The following is a 20,416-nucleotide window of genomic DNA, read 5'->3' as shown; positions in this document are numbered from 1 at the left end:
CCCTGGAGGGGCGCTCCGTCATTGGCTCTGCCAGGTCATTGGCTCTGCCAGGTCATTGGCTCTGCCAGTGGCTCGGCCGGGGGCTACTTCCACTCGTAGACCTTGGCCGTGACCTTGCCCTTCTCGTCGGTGTCGAACTCGAACACGCCGACTGTTCCCGCGAGCCGGGCGAACTTGGCGGCGGCGGTCTGGTAGTAGACGGCGCCGCGCCAGTTCACCCCGCCGGAGTCGGTGAAGTGCCCGATGCCCTGGCCGTGCCAGGTGATCGTCTCCCCGTCCGGGGTCATGATGATTCCTTGGCCGTCGCCGAAGAGGGTGCCGTCAAGGCGGACGTACGACTCGTAGGTTCCCAAGTCCTTGGCCGCCGAGCCCAGGAGCGTTCCTTCACCCTGGAAGGAGACCTCCATCGCGGGGAGGCCGTCCTCGCTGGGCAGGACCCGCATTCCGGTGATTTCTCCCTGTTCCTCGCCGAGCACATCGCCGAGCATGATCGGTCTCCTCTCGAAATGATGCCGGAAAAGCCCGATTGGTCTCTCATTCCGGACTACGCCGGATGGTGAACCCCGTCAAGCCGGTCCCGCTCGGACGGATGGCCTTGCGCGACGTGCGTGACCTCCGGGCGCCTTCGGCGGTTCTGGCAGATAAGCAGGTCGGCACATCGGACGAGCAACAGGGCGAGGACACGGCATGAGGGCACAGCAGACGCGGGTACTGACACGGTGGTTCATCGGGTGCGGTGCGGTTCTTCTGGCGGTGGGGCTGCCCGCAGGGGCGGCGCACGCCGACGAGACGCACACGAATTCGCACAACGCGCCACGCTTCAGCCTGATCTCGACCGGTCAGATCGACGACCCGCTGGAGGACGTGCTGGAGCACGCGACGGTTCTCGGCAAGACCTACATGTAGCGCTGGGCCAGCTCCTCGTACGCCGCCAGCAGCCCGTCGACCGTGGCCCGGTCGGCGGGCTGCAGTGGTTCCCTGACCGGGCCCGCGGGCAGTCCGAGCGCGCCGAGCAGGCCCTTCGTGGTGACCGTGCCCGGCAGGCCCGAAGCCATCGTGAGGGTGATCAGAGGGAGCGCGCGGTGGTGGGCCCGGGCCGCCGCCGCGGTGTCTGCCGCGTCGTACGCGTCGAGGACCGCCCGCATCGCGCGGGGCGCGGAATTGGCGACTGTGCTGACGAAGCCCGCGCCGCCGAGTGAGTACAGCGGAAGGTTGTGCTCCTCGCTGCCCGAGTAGTACGCGAGAGAGGTGTGGGCGATCACCGTGGCGCTGCCGAGCAGGTCGTTCGCGCAGTCCTTGACCGCGGTGATACGCGGGTGTTCCGCGAGGCGCAGCATCGTCTCGACCTCGATGCGGGTGCCGGTGCGGCCCGGGATGTCGTAGAGCATCAGCGGGACGCCGACCGCGTCCGCGACCCGGCGGAAGTGTGCCTCGACGGCGGCCTGGGGCGGGCGGCTGTAGTACGGCGTGACGACCAACAGGCCGTCCGCGCCCGCCCCTGCGGACGCCTTCGCGAGCTCGACGGTGTGCCGGGTGTCGGCGCTGCCCACGCCCGCGAGGACCGACGCCCGGCCGCCGACCGCCTCGGACACAGCCCGTACGAGAGCGCTCTTCTCGGCGTCGGTGGTGGTCGGGGACTCGCCGGTGGTGCCGTTGAGCACGAGGCCCTCGCAGCCTCCTTCGACCACCAGGCGCTCGGAGAGCGCCTGGGCGCCGTCCAGGTCCAGTGCGCCCTCGGAGGTGAAGGGCGTGATCATCGCGCAGAGGGCGCGGCCGAAGGGGCGGGAAGGGCGCGATGGCGTCATGCCGCAAGTCTTGGGCCAGCGGACGGTGAAGGTCTACTTAGATTTTCTCCGGACGAATGACAAGCAGCACTGAAGTGTTGCCTGCTTCCGCCCGCCGTCCAAGGCTGTTGGCGGACCGTGAGACTCCCGTTCGGCGCCGCGCACTACTTCCGGTCGGCCCGCACGCTACTCCGGTTCTGCGATCAGCGCGGTGGCGACCCGGTGGAAGCCGAGGCGGCCGTAGATCCTGGCCACGTCCTCGTCGCCCGCCGACAGGAAGACAGTCTCCACGCCCCGCGATCGCGCGTCGGCCACCAGTGCCGCCGTGACCGCGAGGCCGAGGCCTCGGCGGCGTGCGGCGGGCAGGGTGCCGACGCCGACGATTTCACTGACCGTTCCTACCGGCTGGTGCTGGCCGGCGCACAGCGCCGTCCCGTCCTCGACCGCTGCCGCGACCGTGGTGAGACCGGCCTCGATCCGCGCCACCGCGCTTTCCACCGACCCGTCGCCTGCCCGGGTACGGACAGCTTCGGCCAGTTCGGGAAGTCCCGCCTGGCCGACACCCGTACCGGGCTCCGCGAAGGCGAGGTGGGGGACGACCAATGCGCTGGCCAGTGCCGGATCGTCCGGGGCGACGGTGCGTATCGACGGCCCGTCGGACAGCTTGTCCGCAGCGGGCACCGAGACCGTCGCGTCGAGCACCATCAGCGGGTGCTCACGCACCACCAGACCTGCCTCCTCGGCCGCCGCCCGCAGCGTCGGCGCCGACTCGGCGACCCACTCGAAGCTCTCCGGGATGCCGAGTTCGCGCTGGCGAGAGCGGACTCGGGCCACATCGGCGGCCGTCACTGCACCGGAGCCGCCCCGGGTCGGCCGTGCGTAGAAGGGCCAGCCCGCACCTTCCCGTACGAACAACGTCAGTGGGCCGAAGTCCTCGGCCCTGGCGCCATTGCGCGGTACCGCGTCGTAGTACGACTCAAGCCGGTCCAGCAGCAGTTCAAGATCTTCAGAAGTCACGCGGTGCATCCAAACACCGGATTGCCGATCACCGCCATCGCATTACGGACCGGCCTTGACCTCAACCGCGCTTCAGGTTTCACGATGGTGGTCATGAGGACGCGTCACAGCGGCGCGTCGAGCCAGGAGGTAGTACCGTCATGTCGCCGTCGTCCGTGCAGAATGTCAACTCACTTCCCTGGATAGCCCGTTCGGGCGTCGGCGTCGCCAAGGTCTCCGTCTGGGACGTCGGTACGCCCGAGCGGCAGCGGGAGACCGTAGAGGTCATCAGCAAGGTCTGGGGCAGCCGGGAGTGGCCGGACGAGGGGCTCCTCTCGTACAGCGTCTACATCGGCGAGGACGGCAAGAGCCTGCTCCACTACACGCAGTGGGCAGACGAGACGGCGTACGCAGCCTTCCTGCGCGCGGGCCGCGCGGCACGGGTCGACGAGGTCGACGCCGCTGTGCCGGGCATCGAGCGGCTCGGGCTGTACACGTACGAGCTCTACCGCAGCACCCCGCTGGGGCAGGTGGGCGGCCGCGTGCCGGGCTGCATCGTGATCGTCGACGTCGAGTTCGAAGGGCCCGACCCGGCCAGGCAGCGCGACTGGGTGGACACCGTCTTCGAGGCCCTGGGGACGGACCCGCACCCCCACCCGGGCGGAATCTCCGGGCACTTCCACGTGAGTACGGACGGCACCCGGGTGCTGAACTACGCGGAGTGGGAGAGCGCCGACGCGCACATCGAGGCCCTCGCCGGGCCCGGTGACGGGGTCGGTTCGCCGACGCCCCAGTGGACGAAAGTGCGGACCTACCCGGGCGTGAGCGGCGGCGGCGTGAAGCGGTACACGCCCGCGCTCAGCTTCAGCGCGGGCGTGTAGGCGGCTATGGCGGTGGCTACGGGCGGAAGCGCAGCACCTGCGGGTCGTGGTCGCTGTTCTGGGCGGAGAACTCCGCGTTGATGTGCACGCTGTCGTACGAGAAGTCGTCGATCGACGGGCTCGTCAGGATCTGGTCCAGGACCTGGCTGTTGCCCTGGAAGACGTACGAGTAACGCTCCGAGCGGGGCAGGGACTTGACCGCCGGGTAGAGCGCGCCGTCCGCCGTCAGTGCCTTCGTCGTCGCCGAGAACTCGAAGTCGTTGATGTCGCCCAGGACCAGGACGTCTGCGTTCCGCTGGACCTTGAGGATGTCCTTGACGAAGGTGTTGACCGCCTGTGCCTGCTCAAGTCGCTTGATCTCCGACTTGCGTACCGGCGGTTGGTGGTGCGACACCAGGCTCTCGTCGCCGCCCTTCGAACCGAAGTGGTTCGCGATCACGAAGACCGTACGGCCGCGGAACGTGAACTCGCCGGCCAGCGGCTTGCGGCTGTTCTCCCACGCCGCGTTGGCCGGGTCGATCCGGCCGGGGGAGAGGGTCAGGGCCGCGTCGCGCCCGTCCCGTACGACGGCCGTCGCGGTGGCCGCGTCGCCGCCCGCGCGGTCGGTGAAGGAAACCCGCTCGGGGTTGAAGAGGAAGACCTGGCGGATGTTGCCGCCGGGCTCGCCGCCGTCCTTGTTGTTCGCCGGGTCGATCGTGCGCCAGTCGTACGCCGGACCGCCGGCCGCCGCGATCGCCGCCGTGAACTTCTTCAGCGTTTCGTCGGCCGCGACCGTACCGTCGTTCTTGGCGCCGTTGTTGTCCTGGATCTCCTCCAGGGCGATGACGTCGGGGGAGGCCAGGTTGTTGACGACCGCCGCGGCGAGTGCGTCGAACTTGGCCTGCGGGTCCGTCGGGTCGAGGTTCTCGACGTTGTACGTCGCCACCGCGAGCTCGCCGCTGCGCTGCGGACGCGTCGACTCCGCCTTGAGGCCGCGGTCGGTGACCGTGCCGAGCGTGCGGGCGGTCAGCGTGTAGCCGCCGAACTGGTTGAAGTCCAGGGGGCCTTCGGTCGTACCCGCCAGGACGTCACCGACATTCGCTTTCGGGAACGGCTGCTGGGAGACCGGGGCGAGCTGCTGGATCTGGAGGCGGCCGGTGTTCTGGGAGGTGTACGAGCCGTAGACCGTGCCGCCGCGGCGGTTGTCGTGCTCGTGCGGCTTCACCGTGACCCACAGCTCCGAGTACGGGTCGGTCGCGCCGACCACGCGCGACGTGCCGATCCGGACGTTGCTGCCCTCCAGCGACTCGTAGTAGTCCAGGGCGTACTTGCGCGGGTTCAGCGGCAGCGCGTTGATGCTGCCGCCCGCCGCCGGGTCGCCCTCCGGGGCGTACGACGAAGGAACGGACTTCGCGGAGAGGGTGACCGGCGCGGGCACCGGGTTGCCCGAAGACACCACGGTCACCGTCGGCTTGGAGATCTGGGTCAGCGACTGGTTGCCGGACGACGTACCGCCGGGGATGTACTCGCCGACCGTGCCGGACACCTTCACCGCGTCGCCCACGGCCACCGTCGGCGCCGAGCTCGTGAAGACGAAGATGCCTTCGCTGGTGGCGGCGTCGGCGTCGGCCTGCGGGTCCTGGAACCAGAAGCCCTTCGAGCCGTACGTGCGCACGCCCGTGACGATGCCGGTGACGTCGGCGACCTGCTGCCCCACGAGCGGGGATATTCGGGTGGTGCCCTGGATGTCGTGAATCCGGGTCTCCGCAGCGGAGGCGGGGGAGTCCGAGGCGGAGGCGGCGGTCGTGGCGGCCAGCAGGCCGCCTGCCAGTGCGGTGGCTACGACGGCTGCGACGGCGGCGGATCTGGGGAGAGAGGAACGGGCAGTCATGTACGAGCTCCGAGTGCGATGGATGAGGGGTAGAGCACGGTTCTACGCGCGTCAATCTCTTGTGTGGACAAGGGGGTTGTCAAGGGTCGCCAGGTGTACGAATCCTGACGGGTACATGAACCCGGTGGCATAGGGGCAAATACGTCTACGCTGGGGGACGCCCGACCCGCATGCCCAAGGAGACCCCCCAGATGTCCGGAGAACGCCCCACCCTGCCGCCGGTGCGCCTGCACTCCGACGCCGAGCTGGCACGGGAGGCGCTCGCCTCCCCGCTCTTCGCGCGCGCCGCCAGGCTCGCCCGCTGGGCAGGGCCCGCGACCCGGGTCGGTGCGGGCGGCGAACTCGTCGACGAGCAGCTGCCCGAGGCCGCCGAGCACCTCGGTCTCGCCGCCGACGAGGACGGCGCGGCGGAGGCGAGCGAAGCGTGGCGCATCGCCGTGGACACGGGGCTCGTCGACGTCACCGACGCCGAGGAGGGGGGCGAGGGCGAAGCGGACGGGACCGTCACCGCCGGTGAGAACCTCGCACTGCTCACCTCCGGCAGCCCCCAGGACGTCCTCGCCATCTGGCTCGACGCGTTCGAGGCCGTCTTCGCCGACGCGACCGCACCCGTCCTCGACGACCTCTCCGGGCTCGTCGGCGAGGACGGCCGGGTCGACTTCGACTCGCTGGACTGGGACCCGGACGCGGAGGCCGAGTTCCTGGAAGGCGTACTCGGCAACCTGTATCTGCTGACCGTCACCGAGGGCGCGGCGGAAGGCCCGGTGCCACTGCCCGCACTCGCCGCTTCGATGATCGTGCCCGAGGACATGGGCGAGCCCACCGACGACGTACTGGAACAGGTGTCGGACGCGATGATGCGGCTCGACGACCAGTTCCGGGTGCTCGAACCGGTCGGGCTCGTCACCTACCAGCCGGTGGACGAGGCGCTGATGGCGGAGGAGGGATCGGAGCCCGAGCCGCCCGTCGACGACGAGGACGTGTCCCGGTACGGCATGGTCGGGCTCACCCCGCTCGGTCTGTACGGCATCAGGGTCCGGATGCTCGAAGCGGGGATCGACGCGCCCGCGGTCGGCGATCTCGCCGACAAGGGAGCGGAGGCGCTGCTCGACGGCATCGCGTACTTCCCCGAAGCGTCGGCCGGCGCCGAGACCGAGCAGTGGCTCGCCCGCCGCGAACCGGCCGCAGCCGCCCGGGAGTTGCTCGCCGCCGCCCGCGGCGTCGACCGGGGCGCTCCGCTGCGCAGGCTCCGCAGCCAGCAGGCGCTCTCGCTGGTCGGCCCGGAGGCGGAGGACGCGGTGCGCGAGGTGCTCGACGACCCGGAGCTGGGCGGCCTGGCCCGGGTCTGGCTCGCCGAGAGCGGCGCGTCGGACGTGCCGCCGCCGCCCGAGTCGATGATCTTCTGGCTCGCGATCGACACCATCGCCGCGCAGCTCGACGCAGACGGCGAACCGGCGGAGCTCCGGGACCTGGTGGCCGGGCTGACCGGTCGGCACAGTGGCTTTTTCGATGCCGCCTGGCGGGTGGATCACCCGGCGACGGCGGACGTCCTGGAGGCCATGGGGCGCCTGCACCCCGACAAGAAGGCGGCGAAGGAAGCCCGGAAGGCGGCCTTCAAGGCGCGTTCGCGCAGCGTGAGTTGAGGGGTACGGCGGGTGGCATGGGCCGCTGGGCTTACGCCGCCCGCCGCGCCTCGGGAGTGCGTGCGCCGATCAGCGCCTGGCCGATCAGCTCTCGCCGATGGGGAGCACGCGCACGGGCACGCCTTCGAGCTCCTCCGGCACGACGTCCTCGGCCCGGAGCTGGTCGCTGGGCACCTTGCGGGTGACGAAGACGACTATCACGTCCGCGCCCGAGCCCTCGTCCTTCCCGGTGCCGACGCCGGTCACATTGGGCAGCTGAAGCAGTTGGCTCTCATGGAGTGCGCGGGCCTGCTTGGCATCCACATGGCTCGCCTCCCTCCAATGGGTACTGGATCCACCCGGCGACTTCCCGCGGGCCCCCGGTTGGCAGGGCACTGTCTCACTGTCTGTTCATACGAAGATTCCCCACCCCGCCCCTTCCTGAAACTGGCGGTCTGCGGTGGTCTGGGAGCCTTGCGCCCGGTCACGGCGGGGGCTGTCACGGTCGGGCGCTCGCCTCCCGGACGTCGGGCGTTGTTCAGCCGACGTTTGTACGCGCCCGGAAGCCTGAGGCCGAAAACACGTGCCCCGCAGGGGGCCGCCTCAGGAGGTCCGAATGACGCTCACCCGCAGGGACTTCGCCAGACGGTCCGCGCTCACCGGCGCCGGAGTCGCACTCATCGGCAGTGTCGGCGCTCTCGCCACCGCCCCCGGCGCCCTCGCCACGGCCGACGACAGTGCCGAGGACGCCGCCGAGGACCCCGCAGGCGCCCCGCACGGCCCCGGCTACGGCCCCCTCGTGCCCGACCCCGAGGGCGTTGTCGCCCTCCCCGCAGGCTTCACGTACCGGATCATCACCCACTCCGGCGTCACCAAGCTGGAGAGCGGCGAATACACCCCGTCCAAGCACGACGGCACGGCCACCTTCGAGGGACCGCGCGGTGTGACGCTTCTGGTCAACAATCACGAGCTCAAGGGCCCGCGCAGCAAGTGGAAGCACCCGGTGCCCCTAGCCGAGGGGCTGGTGTACGACCCGGCCGCTTCCGGCGGCTGCACGGTCGTCGAGGTGCACCGCAGCGGCGAGGTCGCCGAGTGGGTCGGCATCGCGGGCACCTCCACGAATTGCGCGGGCGGCCGTACGACCTGGGGCACCTGGCTGACCTGCGAGGAGAACACCGACCGGGCCGGCGAGAACGGCATGACCAAGGACCACGGCTACGTCTTCGAGGTCGACCCCTACGACCGACGCGCCAACCTCGACCCGAAGCCGATCAAGGCCTTCGGCCGCTTCGACCACGAGGCCGTCGTCATCGACCCGAAGCGCGGCCACGCGTACCTCACCGAGGACGACTCCAACCCGAACGGGCTCCTCTTCCGCTGGGTCCCGCCGCACGGCTTCAAGCACGGCAGGGGCCGGCTCCGCAAGCTCGCCGACGACGCGGGCACCCTCCAGGCGGCGAAGTGCTTCGACTCGGGCGGCCGCTTCGTCGACGACCTGTCGCGCGCGACGAAGATCGGCACGGTCTACGGCGTCGACTGGGCCGAGGTGCCCGACCGGGACGGCAGGACCGTCCCGGTGCGCGAGCAGTTCGACGACGGGGACATCACCCGCGCCCGCAAGCTGGAGGGCATGTGGTGGGCGGACGGCGGCACGTACATCGTCTCCTCGTACGCCCGTGACGAGAGCCCGGGCGAGCCGCACGACGGCCAGGTCTGGTTCTACGACCCCAGGCGCCGCACGCTCACGCTGAAGGTGCTGCTGAGCACGAGCGGTGACTACGACGGCCCGGACAACATCACCGTCTCGCCGTACGGCGGCCTGGTCATAGCGGAGGACGGCGACGGGGGCCAGCACCTTTTCGGTGCCACCGACAGCGGCCGTACGTACCCGGTCGCCCGCAATGAATGCAATATCGGGACCGACGCCGAACCGGAATTCAGCGAGTTCGCCGGGGTCGTTTTCTCGCCCGACGGAAAGACGCTCTACGCCGGCATTCAGGACCCGGGCATCATGCTCGCGATCACTGGCCCGTGGCGGCGTCGCCACTGACCACGGCCAGGAGCTCGGCCACGTCGTTCTCGTGCTCGCGGATCAGCTCGGACACCGGTTCCTGTTCCCACCACGGCACGGGGGCGGCGCGCTCCGCGCACCAGGCCAGCGCCTCGGGCATGCTGGGCCGGGCCGCGGGGTCGGTGGCGAGGCAGGCGGCGAGGAACCCGGTCCACTGCGGGCCCGGTACGCCGATGAGGTCGGGGGCGTCGTGCAGGGTCCTGTGGGCCACCTGCTGGGCGCTGCCCGACCCGAACGGATTGCGTCCCGTACTGGAGAGGACGAGGAGCGCGCCGAGCGCGAAGACGTCGGCGGGCGGGCCTGTCGGGGCGCCGGGCGTCAGCTGTTCGGGGGCGAGGAAGCCGAGGAATTCGGAGGCCCGGCCGGCGGAGCGCCCCGCCGTACCGAAGTCGATGATCTTCGGGCCTCGGCGGGTGATGAGGACGTGGGCCGGCTTGAGGTCGAGGCAGGCCGGCCCGGCGCCGTGGATGGCCGACATGGCCACGGCGAGCGCCGAGCCGAACGTGCCGAGGTCGTCGGGCCCGAGCGGGCCCGCCGTGGAGATCGTCTCCACGATCGTCGGACCCACGCAGAACTCGGCTGCCAGCCACGGGTGTTGGTCCTCCGGGCCGGCGTCGGTCACCGTGGCCGTGAAAGGGCCGCCGATGCGCAGGGCGGCGGCGGCCTCGCGGCGGAACCGCTCGCGGAAGCGCGGGGCGGAGGCAAGGTCTTCGTGCACGGTCTTGAGCGCGACGAGCCGCCCGGCGGCGGTCCGCGCCAGATGGACACGGCCCGTGCCGCCCTCGCCGATCAGCGAGACGATGCGGTACTCAGCGCGTTCGGCCATGCCGTGGTCCTCCCGGTTGTACGGTCACCGGTCGTCCGGCCCGTCCAGTGATCGTGATCCAGTGTCCCGGACGCCATGTGCGACGCCTGCGGCCCCCGCTTGGTTGCGGCTGCGGGGCGGTTCCGTCGAGTCCGATCTCTGGACACAAAACAACGTTGCCGCATACAGCTACAAATAGAAGTGCATGCATTTCCTCCGCACAGGAATTTGGCGGACGGGGCAAGTTTCGTTTCGCGGAAGACCGTTTATGAAAACGGGTGAAGCATGCTGAATGCCCTGGGCCGCTTTGGCGGCCCCGGCGGCACCAACACCACCGAGGCCGTACCAATGTGCGAGGCGGTCCGACGAGCCGAATTCCGGCGAACACCCGGTGTTGGGGAGGGGTGCGGACCGGCCCCGGGTGAAGTGATCATGGACGGGCATGGCGTGGCGGCCTCGCGGGGCGCATACTCTCAACTAATGACAAAGTCAGCCGGAGCCCGGCGCTACCTGCCGTCCAGTCCCTTCAACGTCCCGGCCGCGGCCGCCCCACCGATCGAGGTTTTCGATGTGGGCGACCGGGTTTCGCATGATCAGTTCGGACTCGGGAGGGTCATCGCAGTCGAAGGCGATGCAGCAGTTCTCATCGACTTCGCAGGGCGACAAGGCCGCATCCTGAGCCCCTTCGTCAAGCTGACCAAGCTGTAGTCCCCCTGGCGCGGGAGCGCTAGAGGGCCTGGGCTGCCGGCTTGACCATGCCGCGAACGGTGCGACTCTTCACGAAGTCGCCCATCGCGGTCATCTCCCACTCCCCTGAGAACTGCTTGATCAGCTTCGCCATCATTACCCCCGTCTGCGGCTCGGCGCCCGTCAGGTCGAAGCGGACCAGTTCCTCACCGGTCGCCGCGTCCAGCAGACGGCAGTAGGCCTTGGCCACCTCGGTGAACTTCTGTCCCGTGAAGGAGTTCACCGTGAAGACCAGGCCCGTCGCCTCCGCGGGGATGCGGCCGAGGTCGACGACGATCACCTCGTCGTCGCCCGCACCCTCGCCGGTGAGGTTGTCCCCGGAGTGCTTGACCGCACCGTTCAGGATCGACAGCTTGCCGAAGTAGCAGCTGTCCAGGTGCTTGCGGTTCCCGTCGTAGGCGATGACGGACGCGTCGAGGTCGATGTCCTTGCCCCGGAACGCGGGCTCCCAGCCGAGACCCATCTTGACCTGGGACAGCAGCGGGCGTCCGCCCTTGACCAGCGAGACCGTCTGGTTCTTCTGGAGGCTGACCCGGCCCTTGTCGAGGTTGATCTTGCCGCTCGCGGCGGGCCCCTCCGGCGGGGCCGGGGGAGCCGCAGAGCCCGCCGGAGGGGCCGTGACCCCGGGGGCGGCCACTGGGGGCGCAGGGGGTGCCACAGGGGCCGCAGCGGGGGCAGGAGCGGCCGCGGCGGCGGGTTCCTCCACCGAGACGCCGAAGTCCGTGGCGATGCCGGCCAGCCCGTTCGCGTAACCCTGACCGACCGCGCGCACCTTCCACGCGCCGTTGCGGAGATAGATCTCCACGATCACCAGTGCCGTCTCGGTGCCCAGCTGAGGCGGGGTGAACGTCGCGATCATGGCGCCGTCGTCGGCTCCGCGCACGGTGGCGGTGGGCTCGATGCCCTGGAAGGTCTGGCCCGCGGCGTCGGGGCTCGCCGTGACCACGATCTTCTCGATGCCGGGCGGGACGGCTGACGTGTCCACCACGATCGCGTCGGGAGCAGTGCCGCCGCCGGACCGGTAGGTGACACCGGGGCCCGACGGTTGGTTGTAGAAGATGAAGTCGTCGTCGGAGCGCACCTTGCCGTCGGCCGTGAGGAGCAGGCCCGATACGTCGAGCCGCACCGGGGCGGCAACGTCCACGGCCACGCGGGCGGTGGGAAGCGGAATGTTCGAGCCGGGGGTCATTGCGGTCATGCCAGAGCTAACGACCGACACCGCTTTGCCGTTCCCTTGCGTCACCTGTTGCGCGGGTGATTTCTGGCGGCCCGCTCGTTGCCGTGTTTGTACGCCCCGGTCCATCGCGCCATCACGAGCTGGCTGTCGCCCGCCCCGGCCTCGGCCAGGAATTTTTCCGCACGCGCACCGCGCAGGGTGCCTGCGGCCCGGCCCTGGTGAGTGATGACGACACTGCCGTCGCCGAATTGCTCGTAACTGAATCCATGCGGTTTTGGCATGACCGCATGGTGCCCGCTTCCTGGTCTCCGGGTCGCCCGAATTTGTTGGATCCTGCGGGGTGAGGACCGTACTCGGGTGTGGGGAGTTCTGTGGAGACGTTCTGTACGGCGGACCTGGACGAGGCGCGCGTGGTGATCGGCGAGAAGTTCTACGCCAACTCCATCGAGCGGCTCGACCGGGAGGGAGCTTTCGCGGCGAAGTTCCGCATCATCCAGCTGGGGGCGCTGACAGTGGGTGAGCTCCAGTGCGGCACGGACGTGCGGATGCGCTTCGGGGAACTGGGCGCCTACCACGTCGACATTCCGCTTGAAGGAAGGCTGTCCTGGCATCAGGGCACGCGGGCCGGGGCGACGGCGACACCCGAGGAGGGCGCCGTGTTCCAGCCGTCCGGCGACACCTTCCTGGACCGGTGGAGCGGCGACTACAGGCTGCTGGCGGTGAAGATCGACACTTCGGCGCTGGAAGGCCAACTGGCGCATGCGCTGGGCAGGGCGCCGCGCGGGCCTGTCGCCTTCGCGCACCGGCTCGACGTCACACAGGGCGCGGGCCGCAGTTGGGGCCGGCTCGTCCGGTGGGCGGCTCGGGAGGCGAGCGGGGCCGGATCGCTCGTACGGGAGCCGCTGGTGGCCAAGCCGCTCGAAGAGGCGCTGCTGAACGGCCTGCTGCTCGCGGTCGACCACCCGTACAGGGAGGAACTGACCAGGCCGACGGCGGCGACACTGCGGCCCGCGCCGGTCAAGCGCGTCGTGGACGCCATCCACGACAGTCCCGAGCACCCGTACAGCGCGGCGGAGCTGGCCGCCCTCGCCCGGGTGAGTGTGCGGTGGCTCCAGGAGGCATTCCGCCGGTACGTCGGGATGTCACCGATGGCGTATCTGCGGGGAGTCCGGCTGGACCGGGTGCGCGACGAGCTGAGGCGGTGCGGGCCCGGCGAACTGACGGTGAGTGAGGCGGCCTTCCGGTGGGGCTTCGCCCATCTCGGGCGGTTCTCCGGTGCGTACCGTGCGCGCTTCGGCGAGGCGCCGTCGGAGACGCTGCGGTCGGGCTGAGTGGGCCGGGCCGGCCGGTGGGCCGCCGCGCTGCGCAATGCGGACAGTGGGCGCGCGTAATGGATCGTGGTTCCAGGCGTGCGCAACTACCTTGTGCCGGACGCGAGTACGTGTCCGTGGGCTCCGGCGCCGCCAGTGAACACGTCGGTGATATTCACCGGCGGTCCCGGCCGCCCGTGGCCGAGTTCCCCTCGTGAAGGGTCCGGACCGGTGCCCCCGTAGCCGGGCCGGACCCGCCTGTACCGCTGAGGTGGTCAGTACTTCCACTGGGGCGGGTCGGTGCAGAACTCCCCGCCCAGGTTGGCGTGACCGGGGTTGTCTGGGTCCAGTTCACCGTGTTCCGCGATGAGCTTCTCCGCGTACTGCTCCGAGTCGTCCTTCGGCTCGTATCCAATGGCCCGTGCGGATGAAAGATCCCACCACAGCCGGGTGTTGGCCGAGGACCCGTAGACGACGGTGTGGCCGACCCCGTCGGCCGTGAGCGCGGCGTGGAAGAGGCGGGCGCAGTCGCCCGGGCTCATCCAGATCGAGAGCATCCGCACCGAACTGGGCTCCATGAAGCAGGAGCCGATCCGGACCGACACGGTCTCGATGCCGTGCAGGTCCCAGTAGAGCTGGGCGAGATCCTCGCCGAAGGCCTTGGAGAGGCCGTAGAAGGTGTCGGGCCGGTGCGGCGTCGAGACGGGGATCAGCGGTGCGCCGTCGGCGGGGCGCGGGGTGAAGCCGACGGCGTGGTTGGAGGAGGCGAAGACCATCCGCTCGACGCCCTCTTCGCGGGCGGCCTCGTAGAGGTTGTACGTCCCCTCGATGTTGGCGCGCAGGATCTTCTCGAACGGGGCTTCCAGCGAGATGCCCGCGAGATGGATCACCGCGTCCACGCCCCGCACGGCCTCGCGCAGCGCTTCCTTGTCGGCCAGGTCGGCGGTGATCGCGTCCGGTTCGCCCTCGATGGGGGTCGCGTCGAGCAGGCGGAGTTCGTAGCCGTACGCCGGAAGGATCCCGCGCATCAGGGTGCCGACGCCGCCGGCGGCGCCGGTGAGCAGGACGGTGCGGGGTGCGGGCATCGGAGCGTCTCCTCGATGGGGCTTGGGCGTGTACGTGGACAGCATTCGCATGCGTGGACACGCTAGGGAGTGCCACACGGCCCTTCAAGTGTCGCGCGCGGCCGAGCAGTGCGTCAGGGGTCTCGCGCTGGACCGCCGTCAGCGCCGCGACGAGGACGCAGGGCAGGCCGAGGCCGACCGCGGCTGCGGTCGCCGGCACCACCGCGTCGTACGGCAGCGCACGCGCGGCCACGGCTGTCGCGAACAGTGCGATACCTGCGGCGGCGAGAGTGAGGGGAGAAGCGCCGCAGGCGACCCGCACGCTTACGCCGCGCGCCAGTACCCCAGCCCGTGCACCCGCCCCTTCGGCACGCCCACTTCCCTCCGTACATACGACGTCAGCGTCCTCGTCGTCGCCGTGTCGCACGCTATCCAGACGTACACACCGGCCGGGTCCTCCGCAGCCGACACCAGCGACGGCAGCGACGCCTTCACCTCTTCCACCAGGTGGCCACCCGCATCCCGCCGAGGGATCCTGCGCAGCTCGTGGCGTACCGGGTCGACCCGGATCGGCAGGTCGGCGTCCGACGCGTGCGACGTCTCGAACCAGATCGTCGCCGGGACCTCGGGCATCGACTCCAGCAGCGAATTGATCGCCGGAAGTGACGCCGGGTCGCCGATCACCAGCAGCCGCGAGGGCCGCGGCTCCGGCGTGTCGAAGCCCGTGCCCTGGAGCGTCGCCTCGATCGTGTCGCCGGGCTGCGCCTTGCGCGCCCAGTCGCTCGCGCACCCGTCGTGCAGGGCGAACTCCAGGCTGAACGTCCCGGCGGCGACGTCGGGGCCGACCAGGGTGTAGGCGCGCTGGTGCGGCTTGCCGGCGTTCTCGAACCACATCCGGACCCACATGGTCGGGTGCACGCCGGCCGCGCCGAGCAGGCCGCCGTCCGTGAGGTGCAGGCGCCGGTAGTCCTCCGTGACCTGCTCCGCCCCGGTCACGGTGAAGGTGAAGTCCTTGCCGCGCAGCAGTTTGAGTACCGCGCCCTCCCAGCCATGACCCACCGCAGACTCCTCCCCCACAGATCCGGGAATTGTTTCCCGGACAACTGTCCTTTAAGTTAGGTCAGCCTAACCTAAACCTAGATGGGGAACGGGAACAGAGTGAGCACCGAGGTCTTCCGGGACGCCTGGGGAATTCCCCATCTCCGCGCGAGCAGCGCACATGAACTCGCATTCGCCCAGGGCCGCAATGCGGCCACCGACCGCGCCTGGCAGATCGAGGTCGAGCGGCACAGGTCGCAGGGCACCACGGCCGCCTTCCTCGGCGCCGAGGCCGTCGGCTGGGACCGCTTCGCCCGCCAGTCGCGGCTCGACGACACCGCCCGGCGCTGTTTCCGCAGCCTCGACGCGGAGACGGCCGCTTGGGTCGAGCGTTACGTCGACGGGGTCAACGCCGGTCTCGCCGAAGGTGCGCTCCGGGCCCCTGAGTTCGCAGGCACCGGGCTGGCCCCCGGCGAGTGGCAGTCGTGGACGCCGCTCGGCATCTGGCTGTCGACGCACATCCTCTTCGCGGGCTTCCCGACCAAACTGTGGCGCGAGGAGGTCGCCCGCAGGCTCGGCGACGACGCCATCACTCTGTTCGCCACCGACGGCCCCGGCACCTCCGGCAGCAACGGCTGGCTCGTCACCGGCGAGCGCACCGCCACCGGGGCTCCGCTCATTGCGGGCGACCCGCACAGGTTCATCGAGGACCCGGGGGTGTACCAGCAGATCCGGCTGGCCTGTCCCGAGTTCGACGTGGTCGGTCTCGCCGTCCCCGGCATCCCCGGAATCGGCCACTTCGGGCATACGAACAGCGTGGCATGGGCGATCACCAACGCCATGGCCGACTACCAGGACCTCTACCGCGAGCGCCTGCGTCGCCGTACGGACGGAGCCGGGGCGGCGGCCGAGGTGGTCGAGGCCCTCGGCCCGGACGGCTGGCGGCCCGCCGGCGCCCACACCGAGACCATCGAGGTCGCGGGCGGCGACCCCGTCGAGGTCGAGGTGATCGAGACCGAGCGCGGCCCCGTCATCATCGGCGGCCCCGGCGACGAGATGGTCGTCAGCCTGCGCTGCCCGACCCGCGTGTACGAGGACCTCGGCTTCGGCGCGCTGCCCGCACTGCTCCGCGCGCGGACCGTCGACGACGTGGACCGGGCGGTCGACCAGTGGGTCGAGCCCGTCAACGTCGTACAGGCCGCCGACACAGCGGGCGGCCTGCTGCACCGCGTCGCCGGCCGCGTCCCGCTGCGCCACCGGGACAACGGCCTGCGCGTCGTACCCGCCTGGGAGCCGGGCCACGCATGGCGCGGCGTGCACGAGCCGATGCCGCGCGCGGACGTGAGCGGCGTCGCCGTGATGGCGAACCAGCGAGGACTCGCCGCGCCGCTCGGCGTCGAATTCGCACCGCCGTACCGCGCCGACCGCATCAAGCAGCTGCTCGACGGGTCGAAATCCTGGTCGGCCCCGGACATGGCCGCCGTCCACACCGACACGCATCTCGCCTCGGCCCGCCCCCTGCTCGGGTTGCTGTCCGGACTCGACGGGCTCAGCCCGCAGGGCGAGCGCCTGCGGGACCAACTCCTGCGCTGGGACCGGCGGATGGAGGCGGACAGCACCGACGCAACGGTGTACGCCGCCGTACGGACGGAAGTGGTGCGGCGGCTTGCGGCCCATCCGGACCTGGCCGCGCTGACCGAGCCGGTGGCGGACCCCTCGTACCCGGGGGTCTTCCTGCCCTGGCTCGCGCTCACCCCCCGGGTCGGGTTCGCTTTGGCGACCCTGCTGACGACCGACCTGCTGCCGGGCATCGACAGGCCCGCAGAGGTCAGGGCGGCCGTCGAGGCGGTGGCCGCGGCTTCTGACGCGCCGCCGGTGCCCTGGGGCGACGTACACCGCCTGACGCCGTGGCAGGCGGTGGAGTCGGCGCCGCCCGGGGGATGGCCCGGGCTGCCCGGCGACCACGACTGCGTGCTGTCGACGTCGAGCGTCCCCGGCGTCACCGACCGCTGCGCGCGCGGGCCCGCCGCCCGCTACGTATGGGACCTCGCGCGGCGCGAGGACAGCCTCTGGGTGGTGCCGCTGGGTGCGTCCGGGGTTCCCGGCAGCGCCCACCACCACGACCAACTGCCGTTGTGGCTGCGGGGCGAACTCGTCCCCGTGACCACCGACTGGAACCACCTGACCAAGGAGAACCATGACCCCCGCGACCCCCGTAACCGCTGAGCCGGTGTACGAACAGAAGATCGAAGGCTTCGGAACGGTCCGCCTGGTCCCCGTGAACCCCGCACGCGACGCGGAGCTGCTCCACGGCTGGGTCACCGAGGAGCGGGCCCGGTTCTGGGGCATGGGCGGCGCGACCCGCGAGCAGGTCCAGGAGATCTACGAGCACCTCGACTCGCTGACCACGCACCACGCCTACCTCGCTGTGCGGGACGGCGAGCCGGTGGCGCTCTTCCAGACGTACGACCCGGAGGCGGACCGGGTGAGCGAGTGCTACGACGTCCAGCCGGGCGACTACGGCGTCCACCTGCTGATCAGCCCCTCGGGCGGCGGCGGCACGGAGCGGGGCTTCACGGCGCACCTGCTGTCGGTGCTGGTCGCCTACCTGTTCGCGGACCCGGACCGGCAGCGGTTGGTGGCGGAGCCCGATGCGCTCAATGGCAAGGCGATAGCGCGTCTGGAGAGGGTGGGGTTTGCGCTCGGGGCGGAGGTCGTGATGCCGGAGATCGACCTGCCGGACGTCTTCCTGCCGGAGAAGCGGGCGCGGCTGGCGTTCTTGGGGCGGGGGGATTGGGTGGGCCAGGGGTAGGCGATTGGGCGCGGCGCGGTGCGTGCGAGTGGTCGTGGGTGCGGGTGCGGGTGCGGCTGCGGGTGCCTGCGGCGCTATCCCCTCCCCGGCCCCTTCCCGAAACTGGGGCTCCGCCCCAGACCCCGGTCCTCAATCGCCGGACGGCTGAAAAATCAGCCCTTCCGGGGGCTGGGGGCTTGCCCCCCACGCGGCGGCAGCCGCAAATGTCACAGTCGGGAACGGGTGGGGAAACACAACTGGCCCGCACCGCACGCGCACCGCACCGATGAGTTCCGGCCCGCCCCGCAGTCACCACTCACGACAGACGCCGCCATCCTCATCGCACCCCGGAGGAATCGCCATGACTGCCCAGAAGCCACTGCTCGACCTCGCACCCGCCGCCCGCCAGGTCGCCCAGCTGCTCGACGGTGTCAGCGACGACGCGCTCTCCGCGCCCACGCCCTGCGAGAAGTACCAGGTACGTCACCTCCTGGGTCACCTCCTCGGGCTGGCCGCCGCCTTCCGTGACGCGGCGAAGAAGGAGTTCGGGCCGACCACCGGTACCGACCCCGGCGCAGCCCTGCCCGTACTCGACGACGACTGGCGCACCCGGCTCCCGCGCCGGCTCGACGAGCTCGTCGACGCCTGGCGCAGCCCCGACGCCTGGGAGGGCATGACCCAGGCGGGCGGGGTCGACCTGCCGGGGGAGATCGCCGGGCACGTCGCGCTGAACGAGATCGTGCTGCACGGCTGGGACCTGGCCCGCGCCACCGGACAGCCGTACCCGGGTGACGAACCCAGCCTTCGGGCGTCGTACGAGTTCCTGGCGTCGGCGGTCGGTGATCCGGGCCGCGACCTCATTTTCGGACCGGTCGTCGACGTACCGGACGACGCCCCGCTCCTCGACCGCGTCGTCGGACTCGCGGGCCGCAGCCCGTCCTGGTCCCCCGACCGATAGTCGCGTCATCCCGCCCAACGACCGGACATGAACGTGATGGTGAGGACCGTCGAGAGCGGGGCGACCACGCAGATGTACGCCCCCTTCAGCCCGCGGCGTCGCACGCTCCAGCCCGCCAGCAGCACCCACATCGGCCACCACAGGAGGGTGGCGCGCGGGATGGACGTGTACCAGTACGAGGTCCCGAGGGCCCACAGGCTGAGCCCTACGTACACGGCCTCCGGCCACCTCCGGCGCCTCAGCAGCACACCGAGCAGTACGACGCCGACCACCATCGTCAGCAGCTCGGCCTGGAACATGACGGCGTAACCGGTGGACTGGGTGTGCGCGAAGGCCGCCTTCCAGGTGTTCTGCCACGCCTCCCAGGGGGCGTGGAAGTTCCGGTACCAGCCGCGTTCCTGGGCGTGGTTCCAGGCCATCCAGTCACCGGTGTGCGCGTGCAGGAACCAGGCGTAGAGGGCGGCGGGGAGGGCCGGCAGCGCCACCCACGGGAGAGATCGCCAGTGTCTGGGGGCTTCGGCCGTGACGACGAAGTGCACGGCCAGTGCCGCCGCGAGGAAGAGCCCGCTGACCCGTACACCGGTGGCCAGGCACGCCAGGACGCCCGCGAGCGGCCAGTTGCGGCGCTGGGCGGCGAGCCAGGCGGGCAGGGCGAGGGCCAGGAAGAGCGCCTCGGTATAACCGGCGGCAAGGAACACCGCACACGGCGACAGCAGGAAGAAGAGCACAGTGCGCTGCCCCGTGACGCCGTGGAGTCGCGCGATCCGGGCGAGGGCCAGGACGGCGACGGCCCCCGACACGAAAGAGATGAGCAGCCCTGCCACTGTCCAGTCGGGGATCACGGTGTGGACGGCGCGCAGGAGGAGCGGGAATCCGGGGAAGAAGGCCTCCCTGTTGTCCCAGCCGTCCGTCCAGGGCCCGGCCCCGCCGGGGAAGTAACCGCTCTGCGCTATGTGCAGGTAGTGCCACCAGTCCCACTGCCCCCACGACGCCAGCGCCGGCTGTACGTCATGGGTCTTGCGGTCGGCCGGGAACAGCCACCGCGTGCAGTAGGCGGTGGTCCAGACTCCGGTGCGGGTGAGCACGTACAGCCACAGAACGTTCCGGTCGGTGGGGCCGGGCGAGAACCGGCGCAGGCGGTCCGCGAGCCGCCGTCGCGCGGACGGTCCGGTGCCTGACGGGCTTGTACGGGTGCGCTGTCCGGGCCGCAGAGGCGTCGCGATGGTCATGGTCGAGCTCCTGGTGCGGGCATCGGGGCATACGGGATCGCCCCACGGCGGAAGCGGCGGGCAGGGGGAGAGC

The 20,416-nt window shown here is 70.7% G+C and carries 20 protein-coding genes; 9 read left to right on the top strand and 11 right to left on the bottom strand.

Annotated elements, in window-relative coordinates; all coding sequences use genetic code 11:
• Nucleotides 1-83: 83 nt before the first annotated feature.
• Entirely contained in the window at nt 84-488 is a 405-nt protein-coding gene (locus tag PXH83_RS04610) for a hypothetical protein (protein WP_274556941.1), read from the bottom strand.
• A gap of 199 nt (nt 489-687) precedes the next feature.
• Here PXH83_RS04610 and PXH83_RS04605 point away from each other — a divergent pair, with 199 nt between their 5' ends.
• Nucleotides 688-906 (top strand): hypothetical protein, encoded by a 219-nt coding sequence (locus PXH83_RS04605; protein WP_274556939.1) that lies wholly within the window; start codon nt 688-690, stop codon nt 904-906.
• On the opposite strand, the gene dapA is transcribed toward PXH83_RS04605, so the two are convergent.
• Nucleotides 897-1,805, bottom strand: coding sequence for a 4-hydroxy-tetrahydrodipicolinate synthase (gene dapA, locus PXH83_RS04600; RefSeq protein WP_274556937.1), 909 nt, complete (start codon nt 1,803-1,805; stop codon nt 897-899). The two genes, PXH83_RS04605 and dapA, sit on opposite strands and share 10 nt — an antisense overlap.
• 165 nt (nt 1,806-1,970) lie before the next feature.
• The gene (locus tag PXH83_RS04595; RefSeq protein WP_420803114.1) at nt 1,971-2,801 is read right to left on the bottom strand and encodes a GNAT family N-acetyltransferase; all 831 of its coding nucleotides are present in this window, start codon (nt 2,799-2,801) and stop codon (nt 1,971-1,973) included.
• Nucleotides 2,802-2,941: 140 nt separating this feature from the next.
• On the opposite strand from PXH83_RS04595, the gene PXH83_RS04590 reads away from it, so the two are divergent.
• The gene (locus tag PXH83_RS04590; protein ID WP_274556933.1) at nt 2,942-3,661 is read left to right on the top strand and encodes an antibiotic biosynthesis monooxygenase; all 720 of its coding nucleotides are present in this window, start codon (nt 2,942-2,944) and stop codon (nt 3,659-3,661) included.
• Nucleotides 3,662-3,677: 16 nt separating this feature from the next.
• Here PXH83_RS04590 and PXH83_RS04585 read toward each other — a convergent pair whose 3' ends face one another.
• Entirely contained in the window at nt 3,678-5,531 is a 1,854-nt protein-coding gene (locus PXH83_RS04585) for an endonuclease/exonuclease/phosphatase family protein (RefSeq protein WP_274556931.1), read from the bottom strand.
• Nucleotides 5,532-5,722: 191 nt separating this feature from the next.
• On the opposite strand from PXH83_RS04585, the gene PXH83_RS04580 reads away from it, so the two are divergent.
• Complete coding sequence (locus PXH83_RS04580) at nt 5,723-7,174, top strand: hypothetical protein (protein ID WP_274556928.1); 1,452 nt, start codon at nt 5,723-5,725, stop codon at nt 7,172-7,174.
• Between the two features lie 84 nt (nt 7,175-7,258).
• On the opposite strand, the gene PXH83_RS04575 is transcribed toward PXH83_RS04580, so the two are convergent.
• Complete coding sequence (locus PXH83_RS04575; RefSeq protein ID WP_274556926.1) at nt 7,259-7,477, bottom strand: hypothetical protein; 219 nt, start codon at nt 7,475-7,477, stop codon at nt 7,259-7,261.
• Between the two features lie 292 nt (nt 7,478-7,769).
• Here PXH83_RS04575 and PXH83_RS04570 point away from each other — a divergent pair, with 292 nt between their 5' ends.
• The gene (locus tag PXH83_RS04570) at nt 7,770-9,203 is read left to right on the top strand and encodes an alkaline phosphatase PhoX (protein ID WP_274556923.1); all 1,434 of its coding nucleotides are present in this window, start codon (nt 7,770-7,772) and stop codon (nt 9,201-9,203) included.
• Here PXH83_RS04570 and PXH83_RS04565 read toward each other — a convergent pair.
• Nucleotides 9,175-10,050, bottom strand: coding sequence for a serine/threonine-protein kinase (locus tag PXH83_RS04565; protein WP_274556921.1), 876 nt, complete (start codon nt 10,048-10,050; stop codon nt 9,175-9,177). The two genes, PXH83_RS04570 and PXH83_RS04565, sit on opposite strands and share 29 nt — an antisense overlap.
• 459 nt (nt 10,051-10,509) lie before the next feature.
• Between PXH83_RS04565 and PXH83_RS04560 the strand changes: the two genes are divergently transcribed.
• Nucleotides 10,510-10,737 (top strand): hypothetical protein, encoded by a 228-nt coding sequence (locus PXH83_RS04560; protein ID WP_214914341.1) that lies wholly within the window; start codon nt 10,510-10,512, stop codon nt 10,735-10,737.
• Nucleotides 10,738-10,756: 19 nt separating this feature from the next.
• Here PXH83_RS04560 and PXH83_RS04555 read toward each other — a convergent pair whose 3' ends face one another.
• Nucleotides 10,757-11,974 carry a TerD family protein gene (locus PXH83_RS04555; protein ID WP_274556919.1) on the bottom strand — a complete coding sequence of 406 codons (1,218 nt, stop codon included), beginning with the start codon at nt 11,972-11,974 and terminating at the stop codon, nt 10,757-10,759.
• Between the two features lie 41 nt (nt 11,975-12,015).
• Nucleotides 12,016-12,234: a hypothetical protein gene (locus PXH83_RS04550; protein WP_274556917.1), complete on the bottom strand. Its 219-nt coding sequence runs from the start codon at nt 12,232-12,234 to the stop codon at nt 12,016-12,018.
• A 78-nt stretch (nt 12,235-12,312) separates the two neighbouring features.
• Here PXH83_RS04550 and PXH83_RS04545 point away from each other — a divergent pair, with 78 nt between their 5' ends.
• Nucleotides 12,313-13,284 (top strand): AraC family transcriptional regulator, encoded by a 972-nt coding sequence (locus PXH83_RS04545; protein WP_274556914.1) that lies wholly within the window; start codon nt 12,313-12,315, stop codon nt 13,282-13,284.
• Between the two features lie 254 nt (nt 13,285-13,538).
• Here PXH83_RS04545 and PXH83_RS04540 read toward each other — a convergent pair whose 3' ends face one another.
• Nucleotides 13,539-14,348: an NAD-dependent epimerase/dehydratase family protein gene (locus tag PXH83_RS04540; protein ID WP_274556912.1), complete on the bottom strand. Its 810-nt coding sequence runs from the start codon at nt 14,346-14,348 to the stop codon at nt 13,539-13,541.
• Nucleotides 14,349-14,651: 303 nt separating this feature from the next.
• Nucleotides 14,652-15,386, bottom strand: coding sequence for a siderophore-interacting protein (locus PXH83_RS04530; protein ID WP_274556911.1), 735 nt, complete (start codon nt 15,384-15,386; stop codon nt 14,652-14,654).
• Nucleotides 15,387-15,485: 99 nt separating this feature from the next.
• Here PXH83_RS04530 and PXH83_RS04525 point away from each other — a divergent pair, with 99 nt between their 5' ends.
• The 3 genes from PXH83_RS04525 to PXH83_RS04515 all read left to right on the top strand — a co-directional run bounded on the left by PXH83_RS04525 (nt 15,486) and on the right by PXH83_RS04515 (nt 19,114).
• The gene (locus PXH83_RS04525) at nt 15,486-17,591 is read left to right on the top strand and encodes a penicillin acylase family protein (RefSeq protein ID WP_274556910.1); all 2,106 of its coding nucleotides are present in this window, start codon (nt 15,486-15,488) and stop codon (nt 17,589-17,591) included.
• Nucleotides 17,563-18,177 (top strand): GNAT family N-acetyltransferase, encoded by a 615-nt coding sequence (locus tag PXH83_RS04520; protein ID WP_274556909.1) that lies wholly within the window; start codon nt 17,563-17,565, stop codon nt 18,175-18,177. The genes PXH83_RS04525 and PXH83_RS04520 overlap by 29 nt, the downstream gene beginning before the upstream one ends.
• Before the next feature lie 340 nt (nt 18,178-18,517).
• Entirely contained in the window at nt 18,518-19,114 is a 597-nt protein-coding gene (locus PXH83_RS04515; protein WP_274556908.1) for a TIGR03086 family metal-binding protein, read from the top strand.
• 5 nt (nt 19,115-19,119) lie between these two features.
• Here PXH83_RS04515 and PXH83_RS04510 read toward each other — a convergent pair whose 3' ends face one another.
• Nucleotides 19,120-20,343: a mannosyltransferase family protein gene (locus PXH83_RS04510; protein ID WP_274556907.1), complete on the bottom strand. Its 1,224-nt coding sequence runs from the start codon at nt 20,341-20,343 to the stop codon at nt 19,120-19,122.
• Between the last annotated feature and the right edge of the window lie 73 nt (nt 20,344-20,416).

The organism is Streptomyces spiramyceticus, assembly GCF_028807635.1.
GTDB lineage: Bacteria > Actinomycetota > Actinomycetes > Streptomycetales > Streptomycetaceae > Streptomyces > Streptomyces spiramyceticus.
The sequence above is the reverse complement of the archived record's forward strand: the minus strand, read 5'-3'. Positions and strand labels throughout refer to the sequence as shown.

What these genes read in the sequence shown, in the direction of transcription:
- PXH83_RS04570 (WP_274556923.1), top strand. Translation starts at nt 7,770, where the DNA reads ATGACGCTCACCCGCAGGGACTTCGCCAGACGGTCCGCGCTCACCGGC.
- PXH83_RS04515 (WP_274556908.1), top strand. Translation starts at nt 18,518, where the DNA reads ATGACTGCCCAGAAGCCACTGCTCGACCTCGCACCCGCCGCCCGCCAG.
- PXH83_RS04565 (WP_274556921.1), bottom strand. Translation starts at nt 10,050, where the DNA reads ATGGCCGAACGCGCTGAGTACCGCATCGTCTCGCTGATCGGCGAGGGC.
- PXH83_RS04605 (WP_274556939.1), top strand. Translation starts at nt 688, where the DNA reads ATGAGGGCACAGCAGACGCGGGTACTGACACGGTGGTTCATCGGGTGC.
- PXH83_RS04540 (WP_274556912.1), bottom strand. Translation starts at nt 14,348, where the DNA reads ATGCCCGCACCCCGCACCGTCCTGCTCACCGGCGCCGCCGGCGGCGTC.
- PXH83_RS04520 (WP_274556909.1), top strand. Translation starts at nt 17,563, where the DNA reads ATGACCCCCGCGACCCCCGTAACCGCTGAGCCGGTGTACGAACAGAAG.
- PXH83_RS04560 (WP_214914341.1), top strand. Translation starts at nt 10,510, where the DNA reads ATGACAAAGTCAGCCGGAGCCCGGCGCTACCTGCCGTCCAGTCCCTTC.
- PXH83_RS04555 (WP_274556919.1), bottom strand. Translation starts at nt 11,974, where the DNA reads ATGACCGCAATGACCCCCGGCTCGAACATTCCGCTTCCCACCGCCCGC.
- PXH83_RS04585 (WP_274556931.1), bottom strand. Translation starts at nt 5,531, where the DNA reads ATGACTGCCCGTTCCTCTCTCCCCAGATCCGCCGCCGTCGCAGCCGTC.
- PXH83_RS04590 (WP_274556933.1), top strand. Translation starts at nt 2,942, where the DNA reads ATGTCGCCGTCGTCCGTGCAGAATGTCAACTCACTTCCCTGGATAGCC.
- PXH83_RS04610 (WP_274556941.1), bottom strand. Translation starts at nt 488, where the DNA reads ATGCTCGGCGATGTGCTCGGCGAGGAACAGGGAGAAATCACCGGAATG.
- PXH83_RS04580 (WP_274556928.1), top strand. Translation starts at nt 5,723, where the DNA reads ATGTCCGGAGAACGCCCCACCCTGCCGCCGGTGCGCCTGCACTCCGAC.
- PXH83_RS04550 (WP_274556917.1), bottom strand. Translation starts at nt 12,234, where the DNA reads ATGCCAAAACCGCATGGATTCAGTTACGAGCAATTCGGCGACGGCAGT.
- dapA (WP_274556937.1), bottom strand. Translation starts at nt 1,805, where the DNA reads ATGACGCCATCGCGCCCTTCCCGCCCCTTCGGCCGCGCCCTCTGCGCG.
- PXH83_RS04510 (WP_274556907.1), bottom strand. Translation starts at nt 20,343, where the DNA reads ATGACCATCGCGACGCCTCTGCGGCCCGGACAGCGCACCCGTACAAGC.